A 16,949-nucleotide genomic window follows, 5' to 3' on the forward strand; every position below is an offset into this window, starting at 1 on the left:
TGCGCGCCGATCCGATTCAGTTGGAGCGCGGGCGCAACGTGTGCGAGGGCCAGGCGGACGCGCCGAGTTCCGCCTCAAAACGATCCGGACGAGCTGGACGAGCTGGACGGCACGCATGCGTCGACGGCGCCAGGCGACGTCTGGGCGGTACCGTGATGTCAAGTTCGGCGTACAGCTCGTCCAGCGCTTCGCGCGTGCCCACGAGCAGGGCGGTCGTGCAACCCGTCACGTCGGTGACGACGCTGACGAGTGTGCGGCCCTGGCAGGTTTCGCGCGCGGCCACGAACCGTGTCGAGGTCAGTGCGGCGAGGGTGGCGAACCGTTCGGCCTGCAAGATGCCGGTGATCTGAAACATCGGCTGCGCCGCGCCGGTCGCGCGCGCCGCCAGGCGCACATTCGCGCCGTCGGTGCGTGCACCGAGCGCGGCGAAGAGTCTGTCGCGGCGCTGTGCACCAAGGGCGCAACCGTCGCCGTGCACCCAGCGGGAAATCGTGCCGGCGGCGATGCCGGTCGCGTAGGCGAGCCGGGCGAGCGTGGTGCCGGAGAGCTTGATGAGCAGACGTGCAACGGTACGGTGATGGCGTTCGAGGTCGTCCATGGCGATTGGCGTGTGGGTGAGAGGGGCGACGTCTGGTGCGTCAGAAGGCCATGGTCACTTCGAGTTGCGCATCGAGTTCCTTGCGCAGCGACGTCGTGCACGGCATCAGGGGGCGGCGCACCGTCTGCGCGCACAGTCCGAGCGAGGCGAGCGCGGCCTTGATCGCCACCGGATTGGGCTCGGCAAACAGCCGCCGCATGAGGGGCTTCATGCCGTTGAACAGTGCCGTCGCGTGCACCATGTCGCCGTCGCGCGCATAGCGCAGGAGCTTGAGGAACAGGTCCGGCCGCACATGAGCGGCGGCCGAAATGCAGCCCGTCGCACCGGCCTGCAATGCGGGCAGCAGTTGCAGGTCGTCGCCGCACAGCACCGGCAGGTCGACTTGCGACGGCAGACGCACAAGCGCATCGGCGTCGCACGCCTTGATGGCCGCGAAGCGCTCGTGCGACGCCAGTTCGCGGATCGTTTCGACGTCGAGCGCCACACCGGTGCGCAACGGCACGTCGTAGAGCACGATCGGCTTGCGCGTGCCGGCGGCGAGCGCGCGATAGTGCCAGAGGATGCCCTCCTGCGACGGACGCAGATAGTAGGGCGGCGAGACGAGATACCCCGAGAGGGGCAAATCGTCGAGTTGGCGCATCTGCCGCGCGGCGTGGCTCGTGTCGGCCGCGCCGATACCCGCGAGTATCGGCGCGTGATCGCGAGCGAGATGGCACGCGGCTTCGACGAGCCAGCGGCGCTCCTCGTCGTCGAGCAGCGCGCCTTCGCCGGTGGTGCCGGCCACCACGAGGCCGTCGACGCCCGCGGCGAGGTAGTAGTCCACGAGGCGTGCGAACGCGTGGCGATCGATCCGGTCGCCGTTGGCGCCGGTCATGGGCGTGACGAGCGGAATCCACACGCCGAGAAAGCGGGTTGAATGCATAGGATGGGGGGCGAATTAAGGGGGCGGCTGGCGTAATGGCTCAGGATTCTTACAGACGGTCCGCGCCAGACGTCAGGCGGCGGGGCGCAGTCGCAGTACGCCGAATTCGGCCTCGGGCAGCGACTGCATCACCGCATGCATGGCGTGCGAGGCTTCGACGCGCGGCAGGGCAATCGACACCACGGCGGCCGTATCGCGCCGTATCGCGCGAATCGTCTCGACGCGCCAGGGCGGGGGCAGGCGCATGGCGAGCGTGACGGCCAGCGTCGAGACAGCGGTGCGGCTGAGGGTGATGTCGAGCGTCGCGTCGAGGCGAACGCGGGGGCTGTGGCGATTGCGTTGACGCGCGATGTTGCGCTCGGCCGCGATGCCGGGCATGTCGCCGATGCGGGGCATCGCGGCGTTGGCAGCGGGAGGTTCGAGGTTGGCGGGCTGGGCAAGCGTGGGCATGGCAACGTGTCGGATGACGACGGAAGTGACGACGAAGCCAGTCTAGGGACGCACGAATAAAAAAGGCGTCAAGATTTCCTGACGCCCTGATGCGGCGAATGCGACGCGACGCGAAGGCGCCGTCGTCAACTGTCCTTCGGATACTCGGCGTCGTCGAAGAGCACGCAGGCGCCGTGCGGCGCGGCGCCGACATTGCGCCGGAACAGCGAGAAGACATTGCGCCAGGGATCGAACGGGCGTTGCGGCGGCGACGCCGGGCGGCGTGCGGCGAGTGCGGCGTCGTCGATTTCGCAATGAAGGAGGTTCTTTTCGCAGTCGATGGTGATGATGTCGCCATCCTGCACGCGCGCGAGCATGCCGCCCTGCTCGGCTTCTGGCGACAGATGAATGGCGGCGGGCACCTTGCCGGACGCGCCCGACATCCGGCCGTCGGTCACGAGCGCCACATGGTGACCTTCGTCCTGCAGCAAGCCGAGCATCGGCATGAGCTTGTGCAGCTCCGGCATGCCGTTCGCGCGGGGCCCCTGAAAGCGCACCACCACGACCACGTCGCGCGTCAGTTCGCCCGCCTTGAACGCGGCCTGGGCGGACTCCTGATCCGAGAACACGCGCGCGGGTGCGCGCACCTTCTGGTGCTCGGGTTTGACGGCCGACGACTTGATGACGGCGCGTCCGAGATTGCCGGCGAGCATGCGCAGGCCGCCCTCGGGCGCAAACGGTCGCGAGGCCGGACGCACGATGTTCTCGTCGAGCGATTCGGCGGGAACGTCCTGCCAGCACAGCACGTCATCGCGCAGGCAGGCTTCCTGCGTGTACGCGCGCAGCCCGTGCCCCATGACCGTGGTCACGTCGTTGTGCAGGAAGCCGGCGTCGAGCAGTTCGCGAATGAGGAAATTCAGACCACCCGCCGCCTGGAACTGGTTCACGTCGGCCTTGCCGCTCGGGTAGATGTGGGCGAGTAGCGGCGTGACGTCGGACAGTTCCGCGAAGTCCTGCCAGTCGAGCAGGATGCCGCCCGCGTGCGCCATGGCGACCAGGTGCAGCGTGTGGTTGGTCGAGCCGCCGGTCGCGAGCAGGCCGACCACGCCGTTGACGAAAGCGCGCTCGTCGAGGATCTGCGACGTGGTGATGCCCGATTTCGCGAGGGCTACCGCGCGCGCCGTGGCGGCTTGCGTGAGCGCGTGGCGCAGCGGCGTATGGGGGTTGACGAACGACGCGCCCGGCAGATGCAGGCCCATGAACTCCATGAGCATCTGATTGCTGTTCGCAGTGCCGTAGAACGTGCAGGTGCCTTCGGCGTGATAGGCCGCGAGTTCGGCGTCGAGCAGCGCGGCGCGCGTGACGCGCCCGGCGGCGTACTCCTGGCGGATGCGCGACTTCTCGTCGTTGGGCAGTCCCGAGGGCATGGGGCCGGCCGGACTGAACACGGCGGGCAGGTGGCCGAACGCCTGTGCGGCAATCACGAGACCCGGCACGATCTTGTCGCATACGCCGAGGAACATGGCCGCGTCGAACATCTGGTGCGAGAGCGCGACCACCGACGCCATGGCGATCACGTCACGGGAGAAGAGCGACAGTTCCATGCCGGCATAGCCTTGCGTCACGCCGTCGCACATGGCGGGCACGCCGCCGGCCACCTGGGCGCTTGCGCCATGCGAGCGCGCCGCCGACTTGATGATGTCTGGGAACTCGGCGAATGGCGCGTGCGCCGAAAGCATATCGTTGTATGCGGTGACGATGCCGATGTTGGGGGTGCGTTCGGAGCGGATCCTGAGACGGTCGTCGGCGGGCGCTGCCGCCAATGCATGCGCGAGGTTGGCGCATCCGATCCTCTCCCGTCCGGGCTGTCCCTGTGCGGCGCGGGCCACGCCCTCCAGATACGCCTGACGGGACGGCCGGCTACGCTCGATCAGGCGCTCTGTCACGCGCTTGACCACCGGATGCAGCGACACATTATGCGAAGACTGAGTCATGGTGATTCCGGGACGTTGTGGGGCTTGTGGGGATTCCGATATTTCGGGGCTTCCGCGCCGTCGGAGGTCGAGCGGCTTTCGCGCCTTTCGTGTCGTTCGGCCATTCGGGCCGCCATGTCCGCCCACGCGAGGCGCCTGCCGTCGGCTTCTGCATCGGGCGCGCGCTTCCCGCGCCGAGGTACCTCGTCATGCAGACCGTGAGATGTAGTGAAAGCACGAGATTTTGTTGAATTGAAGTGTAGTTAAACTACAATGCAGTGTCAAAGTTGCGCTCTTCCAGTGCCATCTTTCAGTGTCATCGTCTCTGCCATGCATACGCCTTCACCCTATACCTTTGTGTTGTTCGGTGCCACCGGCGATTTGTCGCTGCGCAAGGTACTCCCTTCGTTGTTCCGGGCGTTCCGCACCGGGCAGCTCGGGTCCGACGGCCGGGCCGATGCCTCGGACGCGACTGCCACCGGCCGCATTCTGGCCGTCTCCCGCAAACCGATGGATGCCGCCGGCTACCACACCTGGTGCGAAGAGCACGTGCGAGGCCATATCAAGCCCGACGTGTGGGACGAGGCGGCGTGGAAGCAGTTTCTGGCGACGATCGATTACATGCCGCTCGATCTCGGGCGCCAGGCGGAATTCGACGTGCTGGCCGGACGGCTGGCGAAGCGGCCCGGCGTGCGCATCTTCTATCTGGCCACCGGGCCGTCGTTATTCATTCCGATTTGTGAAGGGCTGCGAAGGGCGGGGCTCAACGAGAACGGGCGCATCGTGCTCGAGAAGCCGCTGGGCCACGATCTCGCATCGTCCGAGGCGATCAACGACGCCGTGGGCGCGATCTTCCGCGAAGACCAGATTTACCGCATCGACCATTACCTCGGGAAGGAGGCCGTGCAGAACCTGCTCGCGCTGCGTTTCGGCAATGCGATTTTCGAACCGCTGTGGCGGCGTGACCTGATCGAGAACATCCAGATCACGATCGCGGAGGAGATCGGGGTGGAGGGGCGCGGCGAGTTCTATGAGCAGACCGGCGCGCTGCGCGACATGGTGCAGAACCACCTGCTGCAACTGCTCGCCATCGTGGCGATGGAGCCGCCGTTGTCGATGGACGCCGACGCCGTGCGCGACGAGAAGCTTCGCGTGCTGCGTTCGCTGCGCCGGCTTGACGACGAGTCAGTGGCCCGCAACGTGGTGCGCGGCCAATACGGCGGCGGGGCCATCGGCAAGTCGGCCGTATCCGCTTACGTGGACGAGCCGGGGGTGCCCGCCGACAGCCAGACCGAAACGTTCGTGGCCCTGAAGGCCGACATCGACAACTGGCGCTGGGCCGGCGTGCCGTTTTTCCTGCGCACGGGCAAGCGGCTGGGCGAACGTGTGGCGGAGATCGTCGTCAACTATCGGGCCACGCCGTATCCGTTGCTCGGCGAGGCAACGACGCACCCCGGCGTGAACCGTCTCGTCATCCGTCTGCAGCCGAACGAATCGATCCGCCTCTACTGCCTGGCGAAGCAGCCGGGTGAGGGAATGAACCTGCAATCGGTTCACCTCGATCTCGCGTTCGATCAGTTCTTCAAAGGGCACCGCATGGATGCCTACGAGCGCTTGTTGCTCGACGTCATCCACGGGCGCCTGGCCCTGTTCGTACGACGTGACGAGCAGGAACAGGCCTGGCGCTGGGTCGCGCCGATCCAGGCGTACTGGGCGCGCCAGCACAAGGGTCCGAAGCGCTACGCCGCCGGCACCTGGGGGCCGCCCGCCGCGAGCGCGCTGCTCACGCAGTACGGCACGAGCTGGGTGGAAGAAGACAACTGAGACGGATTGCGGCGCGCGGCGGCGGGCCGTCCGGCGCTGTTGCGCGCTGCACGCCGCGTCCACCGTCAAGGCAAACGGAGGTAGACACCCATGATCCACTGGCGAATTTTCCCAACGCGCGAAGCGCAGGCACAGGCACTCGCGAACGCGGTCGTCGCCGGGCTCGACGAAGCCTTGACGATCCGCCCGCGTGCGCTGCTCGCGGTGTCGGGCGGCGCGAGTCCTCGGCCGTTCCTCATGCAACTCGCCCGGCTCCCGGTGGCATGGCGCGATGTCGACATCACGCTGGTCGACGACCGCTGGTTGCCGCCCACGCACGATGAGAGCAACGCGCGGCTCGTGGCCGAGACGCTGCTGGCCCACGCGAGCGGCGCGCACTGGCTGCCGCTCGTCGACACGCGCACGAGCGCCTCGCTGCAGGTGCGTACGCTCAACGACACCTGGGCGCACGGCGTGCCGCAGGTGTGTGTGCTGGGCATGGGCGAAGACGGGCATACGGCGTCACTCTTCGCCGATGCTCCGCAGTGGCACGACGCGATCACCACCCGTGAGAAGTTCGTGCTCGTGCATCCGCAGCGCGCGCCGCACGTGCGGGTCTCATGGTCGCTGGCGGCGCTCGCGGCCAGCGAGCGGCTCATGCTGCAGATTCAGGGCCCGGCCAAGCGGGCCGTACTGGAAGCGGCGCAGGACGAGGTGCAGGACAACGCCATTTCCCGGCTGATCCACCGTGAAGGAGTGAGTCTCGATGTCTTCTGGAGTGAGGAATAATCCGCCGCATCTGAGCGGGCCGCGTCTGCTTGCCGATATCGGCGGCACCAACGCTCGCTTCGCCCTGGAAATTTCGCCGGGCGACCTTGTCGAGATTCGCGATTACGCGTGCGACGATTACGCCGGTGTTCCCGAAGTCATTCGCGCCTATCTCGACGATGCCGATCACGCCGAGCCTGTGCGGCATGCGGCGATCGCGATCGCCAACCCGATCGAAGGCGACGAAGTTCGCATGACGAACCGCGACTGGCACTTCTCGATCGAAGCCACTCGACGTGCGCTGCGTTTCGAAACGCTGCTGGTGGTCAACGATTTCACCGCGCTGGCCATGGCGCTCCCGTATCTGAGCGACGCACAAAAGCATCAGGTGGGGGGCGGCGAGCCGCGTCCGAATGGCGTCATCGGCTTGCTCGGGCCGGGCACGGGCGTGGGCGTGTCGGGCCTGATTCCGGCCGCGGACCGGTGGATTGCGCTGGGCAGCGAGGGCGGGCATACGACGTTCGCGCCGGCCGACGAACGCGAAATCGACGTCCTGCGCTACGCGTGGAAGCATTTTCCGCATGTGTCTTTCGAGCGCCTGGTGGCGGGGCCGGGCATGGCGCTCGTCTATCAGGCGCTGGCCGCGCGCGAGGGCCGCGAGGTGCAGGCACTCGAGACCCCCGAGATCGCGAAACTCGCGCATGCGGGCGACCCGCTCGCGCGCGAGACCGTCGACTGCTTTTGCGCGATGCTCGGTACCCTCGCGGGCAATGTGGCGGTGACGCTGGGGGCGGTCGGCGGCGTGTACCTCGGTGGCGGCGTGATCCCCAAGCTCGGCAAGCTGTTCGAGGACTCCCCGTTTCGCCGGCGCTTCGAGGCCAAGGGGCGTTTCGAGGCCTATCTGCGGAAGATCCCGACATTCGTGATCACGGCCGACCATCCGGCGTTTCTCGGCACGTCCGCGATTCTCGCCGAACAACTCGGCACGCACGCGGTCGGCGCGGGGGCGTTGATCGACCGTCTGCATCGTCTGCGCGACCGGCTGAGTCCCGCAGAGCAACGCGTTGCCGAACTCACGCTGAAGCAACCGCGCGCGTTGCTGGCGGAACCGGTGGCCGAGATCGCGCGACTGGCCCGGGTGAGTCAACCCACAGTGATCCGCTTTTGCCGCAAGCTTGGCTGCCAGGGGCTGTCGGACTTCAAGCTCAAGCTCGCAAGCGCACTTACCGGCACGTTGCCGGTGCGCCACGGGCAGGTGCATGTGGGCGACTCGGCGGCGGAGTTCAGCGCCAAGGTGCTCGACAACACCGTCTCGTCGATCCTGCAGATGCGCGAGCACCTCGACGCCCGGACGGTCGAGTCGGCGGTCGCGCTGCTCGACGGCGCGCGTCGCATCGAGTTCTATGGACTGGGAAATTCGGGCGTGATCGCGCAGGACGCACACTACAAGTTCTTCCGCTTCGGAATGCCAACCATCGCGTATGGCGACCCGTATCTGTTGCAGGCCGCCGCGGGTTTGCTCGGTGATGGCGACGTTGTGGTGGCAATTTCGGCGTCGGGGCGCTCGGTGGATCTGAACCGGGCCGTCGATATTGCCGTGGGGCGCGGAGCGAAGGTTATCGCGCTCACGGCGCGAAACTCGCCGCTGGCGCGCAAGGCCACGCTGGTGCTGCCGAACGATCACGTCGAGACGATGGGCGCGCACGTGACGATGATCGCCCGGATACTGCATCTGGCGGCCATTGACGTGCTGGCCGTTGGCGTGGCGATCCGGCGTGCCGGTCCGGGCGGGCACGCCGTGGGCGAGGGTGCGCTGGACTGGCTCGGTCACGGCAGCGGACAGGACGCCGACAGGAAATCGACAGGTGACTGACAGGCGAATGACAGGCATCCGACAGACAGTCGACACGATGTGGCTCGGGGCCTCGGCGAGCTGAGCGGCGCCGCTTGATATTCCTAAACCTGTTTATCATAATGCGGCATATGAAAATGTCCGATTCCGCCCGACGATTCGGTTTTCTCGTGGCAGACGTCCAGCGTCTGTTCGGACGCCGTTTCGAACAGCTCGCGCAACGCACGCTGCCGCTTACGCGCGCACAGTGCCGCTTGCTGGTCTATCTCGCCGACAATCGGGGCGTGAGCCAGACGGTGCTGGCCGACATCCTCGAGACGCCCATGCAGACGCTCGCGCGAACGCTCGAGCGCATGGAGGCGGCGGGGTGGGTGCGGCGCCGGCCGGACGCGCGAGATCCTCGCATCGAGCGCTTGTTCGTCACGCGCGCGGCGGTGGCGCAGCTCGAAGTCGCCCGTGCGCTCTCCGACGAAGTGCGCAACGAGGCGATGCAGGGGCTCACGGCATTCGAGTGCGTCCAACTCACGCAGCTCTTGCAGAAGGTGCGTCGAAATCTCGCCAATGTCGTGCCGACGCCGCTCGACACCGTGGTGCCGGCGGCGTTGCGTCGCGACGGGCCACGCGATGTGCCGCACCACGAAGCGACGGCCTCGAACGCGGCTGTCTCTCCGGGCGCGCAGCGTCTCGACGGTCCCGAGGACGGGCTGTCGGAATGCACCGACTTGCGGCCGCGGTAGGACGCGCCTAGCATGGGAGTCTCCTAACCCGACGCCGGAGACTGACATGTCGAATCACGTGTACAAGCAGATCGAGCTGACCGGCTCGTCGACCCAATCGATCGACGATGCCGTCAAATGCGCCATCGAGCGCGCGAGCAAGACGTTGCGCAACCTGAACTGGTTCGAGATCACGGAAACCCGAGGCCACATCGAGGACGGCAAGGTCGCTCACTGGCAGGTCACCCTCAAGGTCGGCGTGCGTCTGGAAGACTGATCGGCCGGGTTCGCAGGCACCGGAGCGACCGATCGGACGCATGCCCGCAAGTGCTTCCCAGACCCCGTGTGGTCTGCATTTTCCCGTGTCGATGCGAAGCGGATCGGCACGGGAATTCGTCTCGTCGCAGGCACACGCGAGTGTCGTATAGTCGTGTCACAATAGGCGCATACTCGAGATCATGAAAAAGATAGAAGAGGTTTGCGCATGTCCGAACAAGAACCGGTCCATGCCACCCGATCGATTGCGGATCCGGTGGAAGCCGTCGCCTACCTGAAGACGATTTACGACGCCAACACGGCGTACCTTCGCGCCGCGTTCGAACGCTTTTCGACGCAAAAGGATTCCGCGCGACGGGTGAGCGCGCATTACCCGTTCATTCGTATCACCACCGAGGACATCACCCAGCTCGACAAGCGCCTGTCCTACGGCTTCGTGTCGGGGCCAGGCAGCTACCAGACGACCGTCACGCGCCCCGACCTGTTCGAGAACTATTACACCGAGCAGCTTCGTCGCCTCGCGCACAACCACGGCGTGGCATTCGAAGTGGGGGTATCGGACGAGCCGATTCCCGTGCACTTCGCCTATCAGGACGGCGTGTACCTCGAGGGCGATCTCGACCAGACTCACCTGCGCGCCATGCGCACCGTGTTCGATGTGCCCGATCTGGCGACGATGGACGACAGTATCGTGAACGGCACGCGCGACCCGCTGCCTGACGAGATTCTGCCGCTCGCGCTGTTCACGGCGCCGCGCGTGGACTATTCGCTGCATCGTCTGCGCCACTACACGGCAACCTCGCCCGAGCATTTCCAGAACTACGTGCTTTTCACGAATTACCAGTTTTACATCGACGAATTCGTCGAGTTGGGACGGGAATTGATGAGCGAGACCGACGATCCGGCGCTGCGCGAATACCGCAGCCAATACACGGCGTTCGTCGAACCGGGGAATGTCACGCACTGGAACCAGAACATCGACGCGCGCGCGCCCGCGGGCACATCGCCGTCGCGGTTGCCGCAGATGCCGGCCTACCATCTCGTGCGCCCCGACAATACGGGCATCACCATGGTCAATATCGGTGTGGGCCCTTCGAACGCGAAGACGATCACCGATCACATCGCGGTGCTGCGCCCGCATGCCTGGGTGATGCTGGGACACTGCGCGGGGCTGCGCAATTCGCAACGTCTGGGCGACTACTGCCTGGCGCACGGCTATGTTCGCGAAGACCACGTGCTCGACGACGACCTGCCACTGTGGGTGCCGGTGCCGCCGCTGGCCGAAGTGCAGGTGGCGCTCGAGCGCGCCGTGGCCGACGTGACGCAGCTCGACGATTTCGAACTCAAGCGCGTGATGCGCACAGGAACGGTCGTGACGGTCGATAACCGTAACTGGGAATTGCGCGATCACCGCGAGCCCGTGCAGCGCATGAGCCAGAGCCGCGCCATTGCGCTCGACATGGAGAGCGCGACCATCGCGGCGAATGGGTTTCGCTTCCGGGTGCCATACGGTACCTTGCTCTGCGTGAGCGACAAGCCACTGCACGGCGAGTTGAAACTGCCCGGCATGGCGGACCGCTTCTATCGCGAACGGGTCGATCAGCATCTGAAGATCGGCGTGAAGGCGATGGAGCTGTTGCGCGACAACGGCCTCGATCGCCTGCATAGCCGCAAGCTGCGAAGCTTCAACGAAGTCGCGTTCCAGTAACGCCCGTCGACAGACGAAAAAAAGCGCGCTGACCTCTCGGTCGCGCGCTTTTTTCACGTTGGCGAACGCGCGTTCGCCGCCGTTCGCCGGTCGTTGCTATCCGTTCGCTATCGAATCACCGCTTACGCGAACACTCGCTTCGCATGAATGCCCAGACCGAGCGCCACGCTGGCGAGGCGGTCGCCATAGACAGGCGTGGCCTTCGGGAAGGCGGCGCACATCGCGTCCGACAGACAGCGCAGGCCGGTGGAGCCGCCCGTGAAGTACAGTGCATCGACGTCGTCGGCGCGAAGTCCCGCCAGCGATGCCGTGTGCACGGCGCCCGCCGTGATGCTGGCGATTTCGTCGCTCACCGCTTCCACCAGGCCGGCCTCGGAAAAAGCAATGCCGAGGTCGCGCTCGATCACCGACAGGTCGATGTACGTCTCGCCGCCCGACGAGACCTCGATCTTCGCGTCTTCCGCATGACCCACGAGCGCGTGTCCGAGGCGTTGCTCCACGGTGCGCATGAGACGGCGGTGGTGCGCCGGATCCGCATACAGATGTGCGGTCAACGCCAGCTCCCCCACGCGTTTGGGCGTGTACACGGTGTTGATCAGGTGCCACGTGGCGAGATCGAAGTAGATGCGGTTGGGGACTTCCTTGCCGTCGGGGCCGAGGGCCTTGTAGCCGAGTTCGCGAAGAATGGTGGCCAGTTCGATGCGACGGTCGAAGTCCGTTCCGGCGATGTGCACACCGTGGTGAGCGAGCACGTCGTCCTTGCGCTCCAGACGGCGAGCGCGCCCCGGGCCCACGCGCACGAGCGAGAAGTCCGATGTGCCGCCCCCGATGTCGACCACGAGCACCTGCTGCTCCTGCGCGAGGCGCGACTCGTAATCGAAGGCCGCCGCAATCGGCTCGAACTGGAACTGAACGTCCTGGAAGCCCACGTCGCGCGCGCTTTGTTCGAGCGAGCGTTGCGCGGCGGCGTCGGCACGCGGGTCGTCGTCGACGAAGAACACCGGGCGACCCATGACCACCTGGCGCAGATCGCCGCCATCCGCTTTCAGGGCGTGCGAGCGCAAATGACGCAGGAAGGTGGCGATGATGTCGATGTAGCGCATCGCCGAGCCGTTGCCTAGGTCGGTGGTGCTTTCGATCAGGGAGGAACCGAGCAGGCTCTTGAGCGAGCGCATGAGACGCCCGTCATAGCCGTCGACGTAATCGGCCACGGCCTGACGGCCGAACGACGCGCGGCCACCTTCATCGGCATTGAAGAACACGGCGGTGGGCAGGGTGCCGTAGCCGGCTTCAAGTTCGACCAGACGCATGGCGTCGCCGCTCTGAATGGCGACGGCGGAATTCGAGGTGCCGAAATCGATGGCGCAGAAACTCATGGCATTTGCGGCCCGCGCAGGCGAGCCGTAAAAGGTCGGCAGTGTAGCACGGCCGGGCGGGCGTCCGGTCTAACCCGCCCGGGCGCGGCGGCGGGCAGGTGGCCCGTCATTCGTCCGGTGAGCCGGAAGCGCGCGTCGGCCCCGACGTTCCCGACGATCCCGCGCCGGACTGGGCGGCCGGCAGCGTACGAAGACTGCTGACCACGGCCGCGACCGCCGCGAACGCAGCGGCGACATAGAGCGACGCACGGGTGCCGTGTCCGTCGGGGGCGACACTGAAGACGAGCGCCACGAGTGCCGCGCCCGTGGTCTGCCCTGTGAGGCGAGCCGTCCCAAGCATGCCGCTGGCGCCGCCGCTGCGATGCGCCGGCGCGGACATCAGCATGGCGTAATTGTTGGGCGACTGAAACAAGCCGAAGCCGAAGCCGCACAGCGCCATGCGCCAGACGATATCGACGGGTTGCGCATGCGCTGGCAGCAGACCGAGCGCAAGCAGCCCGAGCGCGAACGCGGCCATCCCGACCGCGCCGAGCAAGCCCGGCTTGTAATGCTCCAGCAGGCGCCCTGCCAGCGGCGCGACGACCACGATCGTGAGCGGCCACGCCGTCATCAGCAGGCCGGTCTGTACGTGATCGAAGCCCAGCGTGTCCTGCAGGAAGAATGGCAGCGATACATACGCGAGCATTTGCGCGCAGAACGACGCCATGGAGGTGCAGATCGACAGCCCGAAGATCGGAATGCGCAGCAGATCGACGGGCAGGAGCGGCACCGGCTGATGGCGCTGGCGCCGCACGAAAATCGTACCGATGATCACGGCGGCCGCGAGTTCGACCGCCACGAGCCATCGTTCCTGTCCGTGCCCGAACGAATCGATGCCTGAGATCAGTAGCCCGAAGGTGAGGGCGCTCAGTACCGCGCCAATCCAGTCGAAGGGATGCGAGGCGCGCACGCTGTCGGGCAACGAGCGCACCGCAATGGCGAACGCGACGACCCCGAGCGGCACATTGACCGCGAACAGCCACGGCCAGTGAGCGACCGAGAGAATGCCGGCGGCGATCGTGGGGCCGGCCGCCGAAGACACGGCCACGATCAGCGAGTTGAGCGCGACGCCACGACCGAGCCAGCGCGACGGGTAGATGGCCTTCACCAGCGCTGTGTTCACGCTCATGATGCCGGCCGCACCGAAGCCCTGCACAACCCGGGCGAGTGTGAGCGTGACGAGCGAGTCGGAGAGCGCGCAGGCGAGCGAGGCGAGCGTGAACAATGCCAGACCGTAGGTGTAGACGCGTCGATAGCTCACGATTTCGCCAAGTGCGGCAAGCGGCAGCAACGAAATCGTGATCGCGAGTTGGTACGCGTTCACGATCCAGATCGACGTGGCGGGGCTGGCGTTCAGATCGCGCGCGATGGTCGGCAGCGCCACGTTGGCAATGGCGCCGTCGAGTACCGAGAGCGAGATGGCGAGCATGACGGTCGCAATGGCCCAGACCCGGGCGGGCATGGGCATGCCGTCAGTGTAGGTGTCGGACATGAGAGCAGGGCAGGACGGAGCGGCACGCCGGCGCGGGAACCGCGCAGACGTGCGGACAAACCGTCATGCTGCCTGAAATCGTTGGAGGGGGCTGCGCTTGCCCGTAAACCCCCGCCATGCCTGGCGTCGCGTACGATTCGCTATGTTTTGTCTGTTGAAACTATGGTTTCGACAGATAAAACTGATAATTTGGCGTGGCCGTTGAGGCATTAACGCGTTGACGCGGCCGAATCAAAGCGCGCGATACGGACGTTCGCCAGCGGATGGCAGGCGGTGCCGCCCGCCAGCATCTTCAGGTCGACGCGGCTGGCGAGGATCGCCTGAACCCCGACGGCCGCGACGGTTACGGCGGGCGAGTGACCAGGGCAGGTGTGCGGGCCTTGCCCGAAGGTCGGCGCGAGGTTGTCATGGGCGTGTGTCGCGTGTGTCGCGTCTGTCGCCGGTGTGGCGGCGAGTAAGACGAGGATGCCTTCGCCGGGTGCGAGCGTGCGCTCGCCGATGACCGCTGGCGCGAGCAGGAACCGGCGCGTGTTCTGTACCGGGGGATCGAGGCGCAGGACCTCGCCGACGACCGCCTCCGCGGTCCGCAACTCGTCCGGTTGCACGAGCGTCGTCGCGCGCCGCGCGATGCGTCGCAGGCTGTTGGCAACAAGGCCCGCGCACGCGTCGTGGGTTTGCGTGAAAAGGCCTGCGATGTTGGCGGCGAGCGCGTCGTCGTCCGGGCCTTCGCCGCGTGCGGCGCGCCGCGCGGTCTCGCGCAGCCATGTGCCCGGCGTGGCGCCGTTGTCGAGCCAGTCGTCGATCCGGTGGCGCAGCGTCGCCGCCGCACGGTGTCCGCGAGCGAGCACCTCCTTGCGAGGCGAAGGGCTGCCCGCCTCGGCCATCGCGGCGACGAGCGTGTGAACGTCGTCATACACGTCCGCCCATTGTGCGGGGGCGACGCCGAGCCATGCCGCGAGGGCGTAGATCGGCTGACGGAATACGAAATCGTCCAGGCGCGCCGGCGGCCAGTCGCCGCAGGCGAGATACGCGTCCGCGCAGGCGGCCTGGCTCGCCTCGCGAAGCCTGCTGATCGCGGCAGCATCGGTGCGCAGCGTGGCCAGTCGTGCCGAGAGCCATGGCTTGAGCGATGCATGGGCCGCCCCGTCGTTCATTCGGACGAGTTCGCCGAACCAGTCGCCTGCGGCACCATCGGTCAGTGCGGCGGGCACGCGGGCTCCGACAGGGCGCACGCCACACGCCGGATGCCGCAGCACGGCGGCGACGGCTTGGGGGCCGGCGGCGACCCATAGGCCGAGCGAGGCATCGAAGTCGAAGGGATGCCGTGCGGCGAGCGCTGCGTAATAGGGGTACGGATCGGGATGACCCACGGCCGCCAACGGGTTTGCCGGCGATGGCAGGGCGGGGGATTCGGTATGAACGGCAAGCATGGCGGGCGTCTCCCGGTAAGGTCGCGATATCGCGATAAGGGGCAAGGGTTATCGTAGGCGCCGGTGAGGCCGCCACGTTTCATCACGCGCTGAAGTGTTGAGCGCAGGGCCCGCCTATACTGCGAGGCAAGTACTTCATGAGGTCATTGCCATGGATATCGCAAGAGATCACGCGCCGGGCGTCAGCTCGCTCGCGGCGCTGCTCGCCGACGCGGGACGCATGACCATGCTGTGGGCGTTGATGGACGGCTCTGCGCGTCCGGCCGGCGAGCTGGCGCTCGTGGCCGGTCTGTCGCCGTCGAGCGCGAGCGGACATCTGGCGCGCCTCGTCGACGGCGGCGTGCTGGCGCAGGAGTCGCGTGGGCGCCACCGGTATTTCCGCATTGCCACCCCCGAGGCAGCGGCGGCCATCGAGGCGCTGGCCAGCGCGGTATTGGCGACGCAGGAACTCCGCCCTCGCTCCGTGCCGGCGAGCCGTGTCACGCCGGTGCCATTGCGCCATGCGCGCACGTGCTACGACCATCTCGCCGGGGAGGTCGCCGTCGAGCTCTTCGCGAGGATGCAGGCCCGCCAGTGGATTCGCGTGGACGGCAGCGATGTGGCCCTGACGGACGCGGGCATGCGCGGCATGACAGCGCTCGGCGTCGATCTCTCGCAAGCGCACACGCGCAGACGCCGCTTCGCCTGCACCTGTCCTGACTGGAGCGAACGCAAGCCGCACCTCGGCGGCGCGCTGGGTGCGGCGTTGCTTGGCAAGTGCCTCGAGGCGAAGTGGCTCGAACCGACGCGAGTGGCGCGCGCGCTGCGTGTCACGCCTTTGGGAGATCGGAAGCTCGCGGACATCGCGGCCTGAGACGCTGCCTGGCTTCGTCTCCATAACAAAACACCCCGCAAAGGTTCGCGGGGTGTCGGTTGTGCGGTGAGTCGACGCCTGGCACTGTCGTTGCCGGGCGAGCGCCGGCTCAGCTGCCGATGTAGGTCGAATTGCTCAGTGCACCCGCCGAGCCGTTGACGCGTTCGCCGACCGGGTTGCCGTACGTCACCAGCACCGGGTACTGGCTGTCGGTCTGGGTGAGCGTGCCTTGCGCCTGCGCCCGGACCAGTTGTTCACGGACCTGCGCGCGCGGCACCGCGAGCTTTTCGCTGTACACGCTCGATTGCCAGAAGAAGTTTTCGTTCGGATAGCCGTTTGCACCGGTACCGGCAAACGCGGCGGGGATGGCGGCCAAGGCGAGGGCGGCGGCAATCGTCAGATGGGAAAGGGTGCGGGTCATGTTTTTTCTCCTGTCATTGCTTTTCTGGTGGTCGGCCGGATCGTTCTGGATGTCCGGCACCGCCTACGCCTCTAAGGTAGGACGACCACGTCGCAGGAGTAACCGCGTGCGGCGCAACAATGCATTGCGAAGAATGGGCTGCCTCGAAAGCCCCATGAGCAAAGGGTTTCGAGGCGGTCAAGGCTCAGTTGGAAGTCGAGCTTGTCCTCTAATGAACAAGTTAAATAAAAGGACGGCGACGCAATGTCGCCGTCTGGAAACGGGCCAGCCCGTCCGACGCCCCGACGCCCCGA

General features: G+C 66.7%; 15 protein-coding genes. 7 read left to right on the forward strand and 8 right to left on the reverse strand.

Annotated features, from left to right (window positions below):
- Nucleotides 1-16: 16 nt before the first annotated feature.
- From W930_RS0123390 to edd, 4 genes are all read right to left on the reverse strand, one after another.
- Nucleotides 17-598, reverse strand: a complete 582-nt coding sequence (locus W930_RS0123390) for a hypothetical protein (RefSeq protein ID WP_023873336.1) — start codon at nucleotides 596-598, stop codon at nucleotides 17-19.
- 40 nt (nucleotides 599-638) lie between these two features.
- Nucleotides 639-1,520, reverse strand: a complete 882-nt coding sequence (dapA, locus tag W930_RS0123395) for a 4-hydroxy-tetrahydrodipicolinate synthase (RefSeq protein ID WP_023873337.1) — start codon at nucleotides 1,518-1,520, stop codon at nucleotides 639-641.
- Between the two features lie 72 nt (nucleotides 1,521-1,592).
- Nucleotides 1,593-1,970 carry a hypothetical protein gene (locus W930_RS0123400; RefSeq protein ID WP_023597231.1) on the reverse strand — a complete coding sequence of 126 codons (378 nt, stop codon included), beginning with the start codon at nucleotides 1,968-1,970 and terminating at the stop codon, nucleotides 1,593-1,595.
- A 125-nt stretch (nucleotides 1,971-2,095) separates the two neighbouring features.
- Nucleotides 2,096-3,943 (reverse strand): phosphogluconate dehydratase, encoded by a 1,848-nt coding sequence (gene edd, locus W930_RS0123405; protein ID WP_235195581.1) that lies wholly within the window; start codon nucleotides 3,941-3,943, stop codon nucleotides 2,096-2,098.
- 309 nt (nucleotides 3,944-4,252) lie between these two features.
- Between edd and zwf the strand changes: the two genes are divergently transcribed.
- The 6 genes from zwf to W930_RS0123435 all read left to right on the forward strand — a co-directional run bounded on the left by zwf (nucleotide 4,253) and on the right by W930_RS0123435 (nucleotide 11,045).
- Entirely contained in the window at nucleotides 4,253-5,746 is a 1,494-nt protein-coding gene (gene zwf, locus W930_RS0123410) for a glucose-6-phosphate dehydrogenase (protein WP_023597229.1), read from the forward strand.
- A 90-nt stretch (nucleotides 5,747-5,836) separates the two neighbouring features.
- On the forward strand, nucleotides 5,837-6,514 hold the full coding sequence (gene pgl, locus W930_RS0123415) for a 6-phosphogluconolactonase (protein ID WP_023873339.1): 678 nt from the start codon (nucleotides 5,837-5,839) through the stop codon (nucleotides 6,512-6,514).
- Nucleotides 6,492-8,366: a bifunctional transcriptional regulator/glucokinase gene (locus W930_RS28620; protein WP_023873340.1), complete on the forward strand. Its 1,875-nt coding sequence runs from the start codon at nucleotides 6,492-6,494 to the stop codon at nucleotides 8,364-8,366. The genes pgl and W930_RS28620 overlap by 23 nt, the downstream gene beginning before the upstream one ends.
- A 116-nt stretch (nucleotides 8,367-8,482) precedes the next feature.
- The gene (locus W930_RS28625; protein WP_023597228.1) at nucleotides 8,483-9,082 is read left to right on the forward strand and encodes a MarR family winged helix-turn-helix transcriptional regulator; all 600 of its coding nucleotides are present in this window, start codon (nucleotides 8,483-8,485) and stop codon (nucleotides 9,080-9,082) included.
- A 46-nt stretch (nucleotides 9,083-9,128) separates the two neighbouring features.
- A complete protein-coding gene (locus W930_RS0123430; protein ID WP_023597227.1) occupies nucleotides 9,129-9,338 on the forward strand; it encodes a dodecin in 210 nt (69 codons plus the stop codon).
- A gap of 207 nt (nucleotides 9,339-9,545) precedes the next feature.
- Nucleotides 9,546-11,045 carry an AMP nucleosidase gene (locus W930_RS0123435; protein ID WP_023597226.1) on the forward strand — a complete coding sequence of 500 codons (1,500 nt, stop codon included), beginning with the start codon at nucleotides 9,546-9,548 and terminating at the stop codon, nucleotides 11,043-11,045.
- A gap of 122 nt (nucleotides 11,046-11,167) precedes the next feature.
- On the opposite strand, the gene W930_RS0123440 is transcribed toward W930_RS0123435, so the two are convergent.
- From W930_RS0123440 to W930_RS28635, 3 genes are all read right to left on the reverse strand, one after another.
- A complete protein-coding gene (locus tag W930_RS0123440) occupies nucleotides 11,168-12,421 on the reverse strand; it encodes an Hsp70 family protein (RefSeq protein WP_023597225.1) in 1,254 nt (417 codons plus the stop codon).
- A 106-nt stretch (nucleotides 12,422-12,527) separates the two neighbouring features.
- Nucleotides 12,528-13,952: an MFS transporter gene (locus W930_RS28630; RefSeq protein ID WP_023873343.1), complete on the reverse strand. Its 1,425-nt coding sequence runs from the start codon at nucleotides 13,950-13,952 to the stop codon at nucleotides 12,528-12,530.
- Between the two features lie 209 nt (nucleotides 13,953-14,161).
- Nucleotides 14,162-15,382: a cytochrome P450 gene (locus tag W930_RS28635; RefSeq protein ID WP_023873345.1), complete on the reverse strand. Its 1,221-nt coding sequence runs from the start codon at nucleotides 15,380-15,382 to the stop codon at nucleotides 14,162-14,164.
- Between the two features lie 151 nt (nucleotides 15,383-15,533).
- Here W930_RS28635 and W930_RS0123455 point away from each other — a divergent pair, with 151 nt between their 5' ends.
- The gene (locus tag W930_RS0123455) at nucleotides 15,534-16,235 is read left to right on the forward strand and encodes a helix-turn-helix transcriptional regulator (RefSeq protein ID WP_023873346.1); all 702 of its coding nucleotides are present in this window, start codon (nucleotides 15,534-15,536) and stop codon (nucleotides 16,233-16,235) included.
- 109 nt (nucleotides 16,236-16,344) lie between these two features.
- On the opposite strand, the gene W930_RS0123460 is transcribed toward W930_RS0123455, so the two are convergent.
- Nucleotides 16,345-16,656 carry a DUF4148 domain-containing protein gene (locus W930_RS0123460; protein WP_023873347.1) on the reverse strand — a complete coding sequence of 104 codons (312 nt, stop codon included), beginning with the start codon at nucleotides 16,654-16,656 and terminating at the stop codon, nucleotides 16,345-16,347.
- Nucleotides 16,657-16,949: the final 293 nt, after the last annotated feature.

The organism is Pandoraea sp. E26 (genome assembly GCF_000681415.1).
In the GTDB taxonomy this organism is placed as follows: domain Bacteria; phylum Pseudomonadota; class Gammaproteobacteria; order Burkholderiales; family Burkholderiaceae; genus Pandoraea; species Pandoraea pnomenusa.

Bases quoted from the DNA above. Each gene is read 5' to 3' on its own strand.
- W930_RS0123390 (WP_023873336.1), bottom strand. From the start codon at position 598: ATGGACGACCTCGAACGCCATCACCGTACCGTTGCACGTCTGCTCATC.
- W930_RS28620 (WP_023873340.1), top strand. From the start codon at position 6,492: ATGTCTTCTGGAGTGAGGAATAATCCGCCGCATCTGAGCGGGCCGCGT.
- W930_RS28630 (WP_023873343.1), bottom strand. From the start codon at position 13,952: ATGTCCGACACCTACACTGACGGCATGCCCATGCCCGCCCGGGTCTGG.
- W930_RS0123435 (WP_023597226.1), top strand. From the start codon at position 9,546: ATGTCCGAACAAGAACCGGTCCATGCCACCCGATCGATTGCGGATCCG.
- W930_RS0123455 (WP_023873346.1), top strand. From the start codon at position 15,534: ATGGATATCGCAAGAGATCACGCGCCGGGCGTCAGCTCGCTCGCGGCG.
- W930_RS0123430 (WP_023597227.1), top strand. From the start codon at position 9,129: ATGTCGAATCACGTGTACAAGCAGATCGAGCTGACCGGCTCGTCGACC.
- edd (WP_235195581.1), bottom strand. From the start codon at position 3,943: ATGACTCAGTCTTCGCATAATGTGTCGCTGCATCCGGTGGTCAAGCGC.
- pgl (WP_023873339.1), top strand. From the start codon at position 5,837: ATGATCCACTGGCGAATTTTCCCAACGCGCGAAGCGCAGGCACAGGCA.
- zwf (WP_023597229.1), top strand. From the start codon at position 4,253: ATGCATACGCCTTCACCCTATACCTTTGTGTTGTTCGGTGCCACCGGC.
- W930_RS0123440 (WP_023597225.1), bottom strand. From the start codon at position 12,421: ATGAGTTTCTGCGCCATCGATTTCGGCACCTCGAATTCCGCCGTCGCC.
- W930_RS0123400 (WP_023597231.1), bottom strand. From the start codon at position 1,970: ATGCCCACGCTTGCCCAGCCCGCCAACCTCGAACCTCCCGCTGCCAAC.
- W930_RS28625 (WP_023597228.1), top strand. From the start codon at position 8,483: ATGTCCGATTCCGCCCGACGATTCGGTTTTCTCGTGGCAGACGTCCAG.
- W930_RS0123460 (WP_023873347.1), bottom strand. From the start codon at position 16,656: ATGACCCGCACCCTTTCCCATCTGACGATTGCCGCCGCCCTCGCCTTG.
- dapA (WP_023873337.1), bottom strand. From the start codon at position 1,520: ATGCATTCAACCCGCTTTCTCGGCGTGTGGATTCCGCTCGTCACGCCC.
- W930_RS28635 (WP_023873345.1), bottom strand. From the start codon at position 15,382: ATGCTTGCCGTTCATACCGAATCCCCCGCCCTGCCATCGCCGGCAAAC.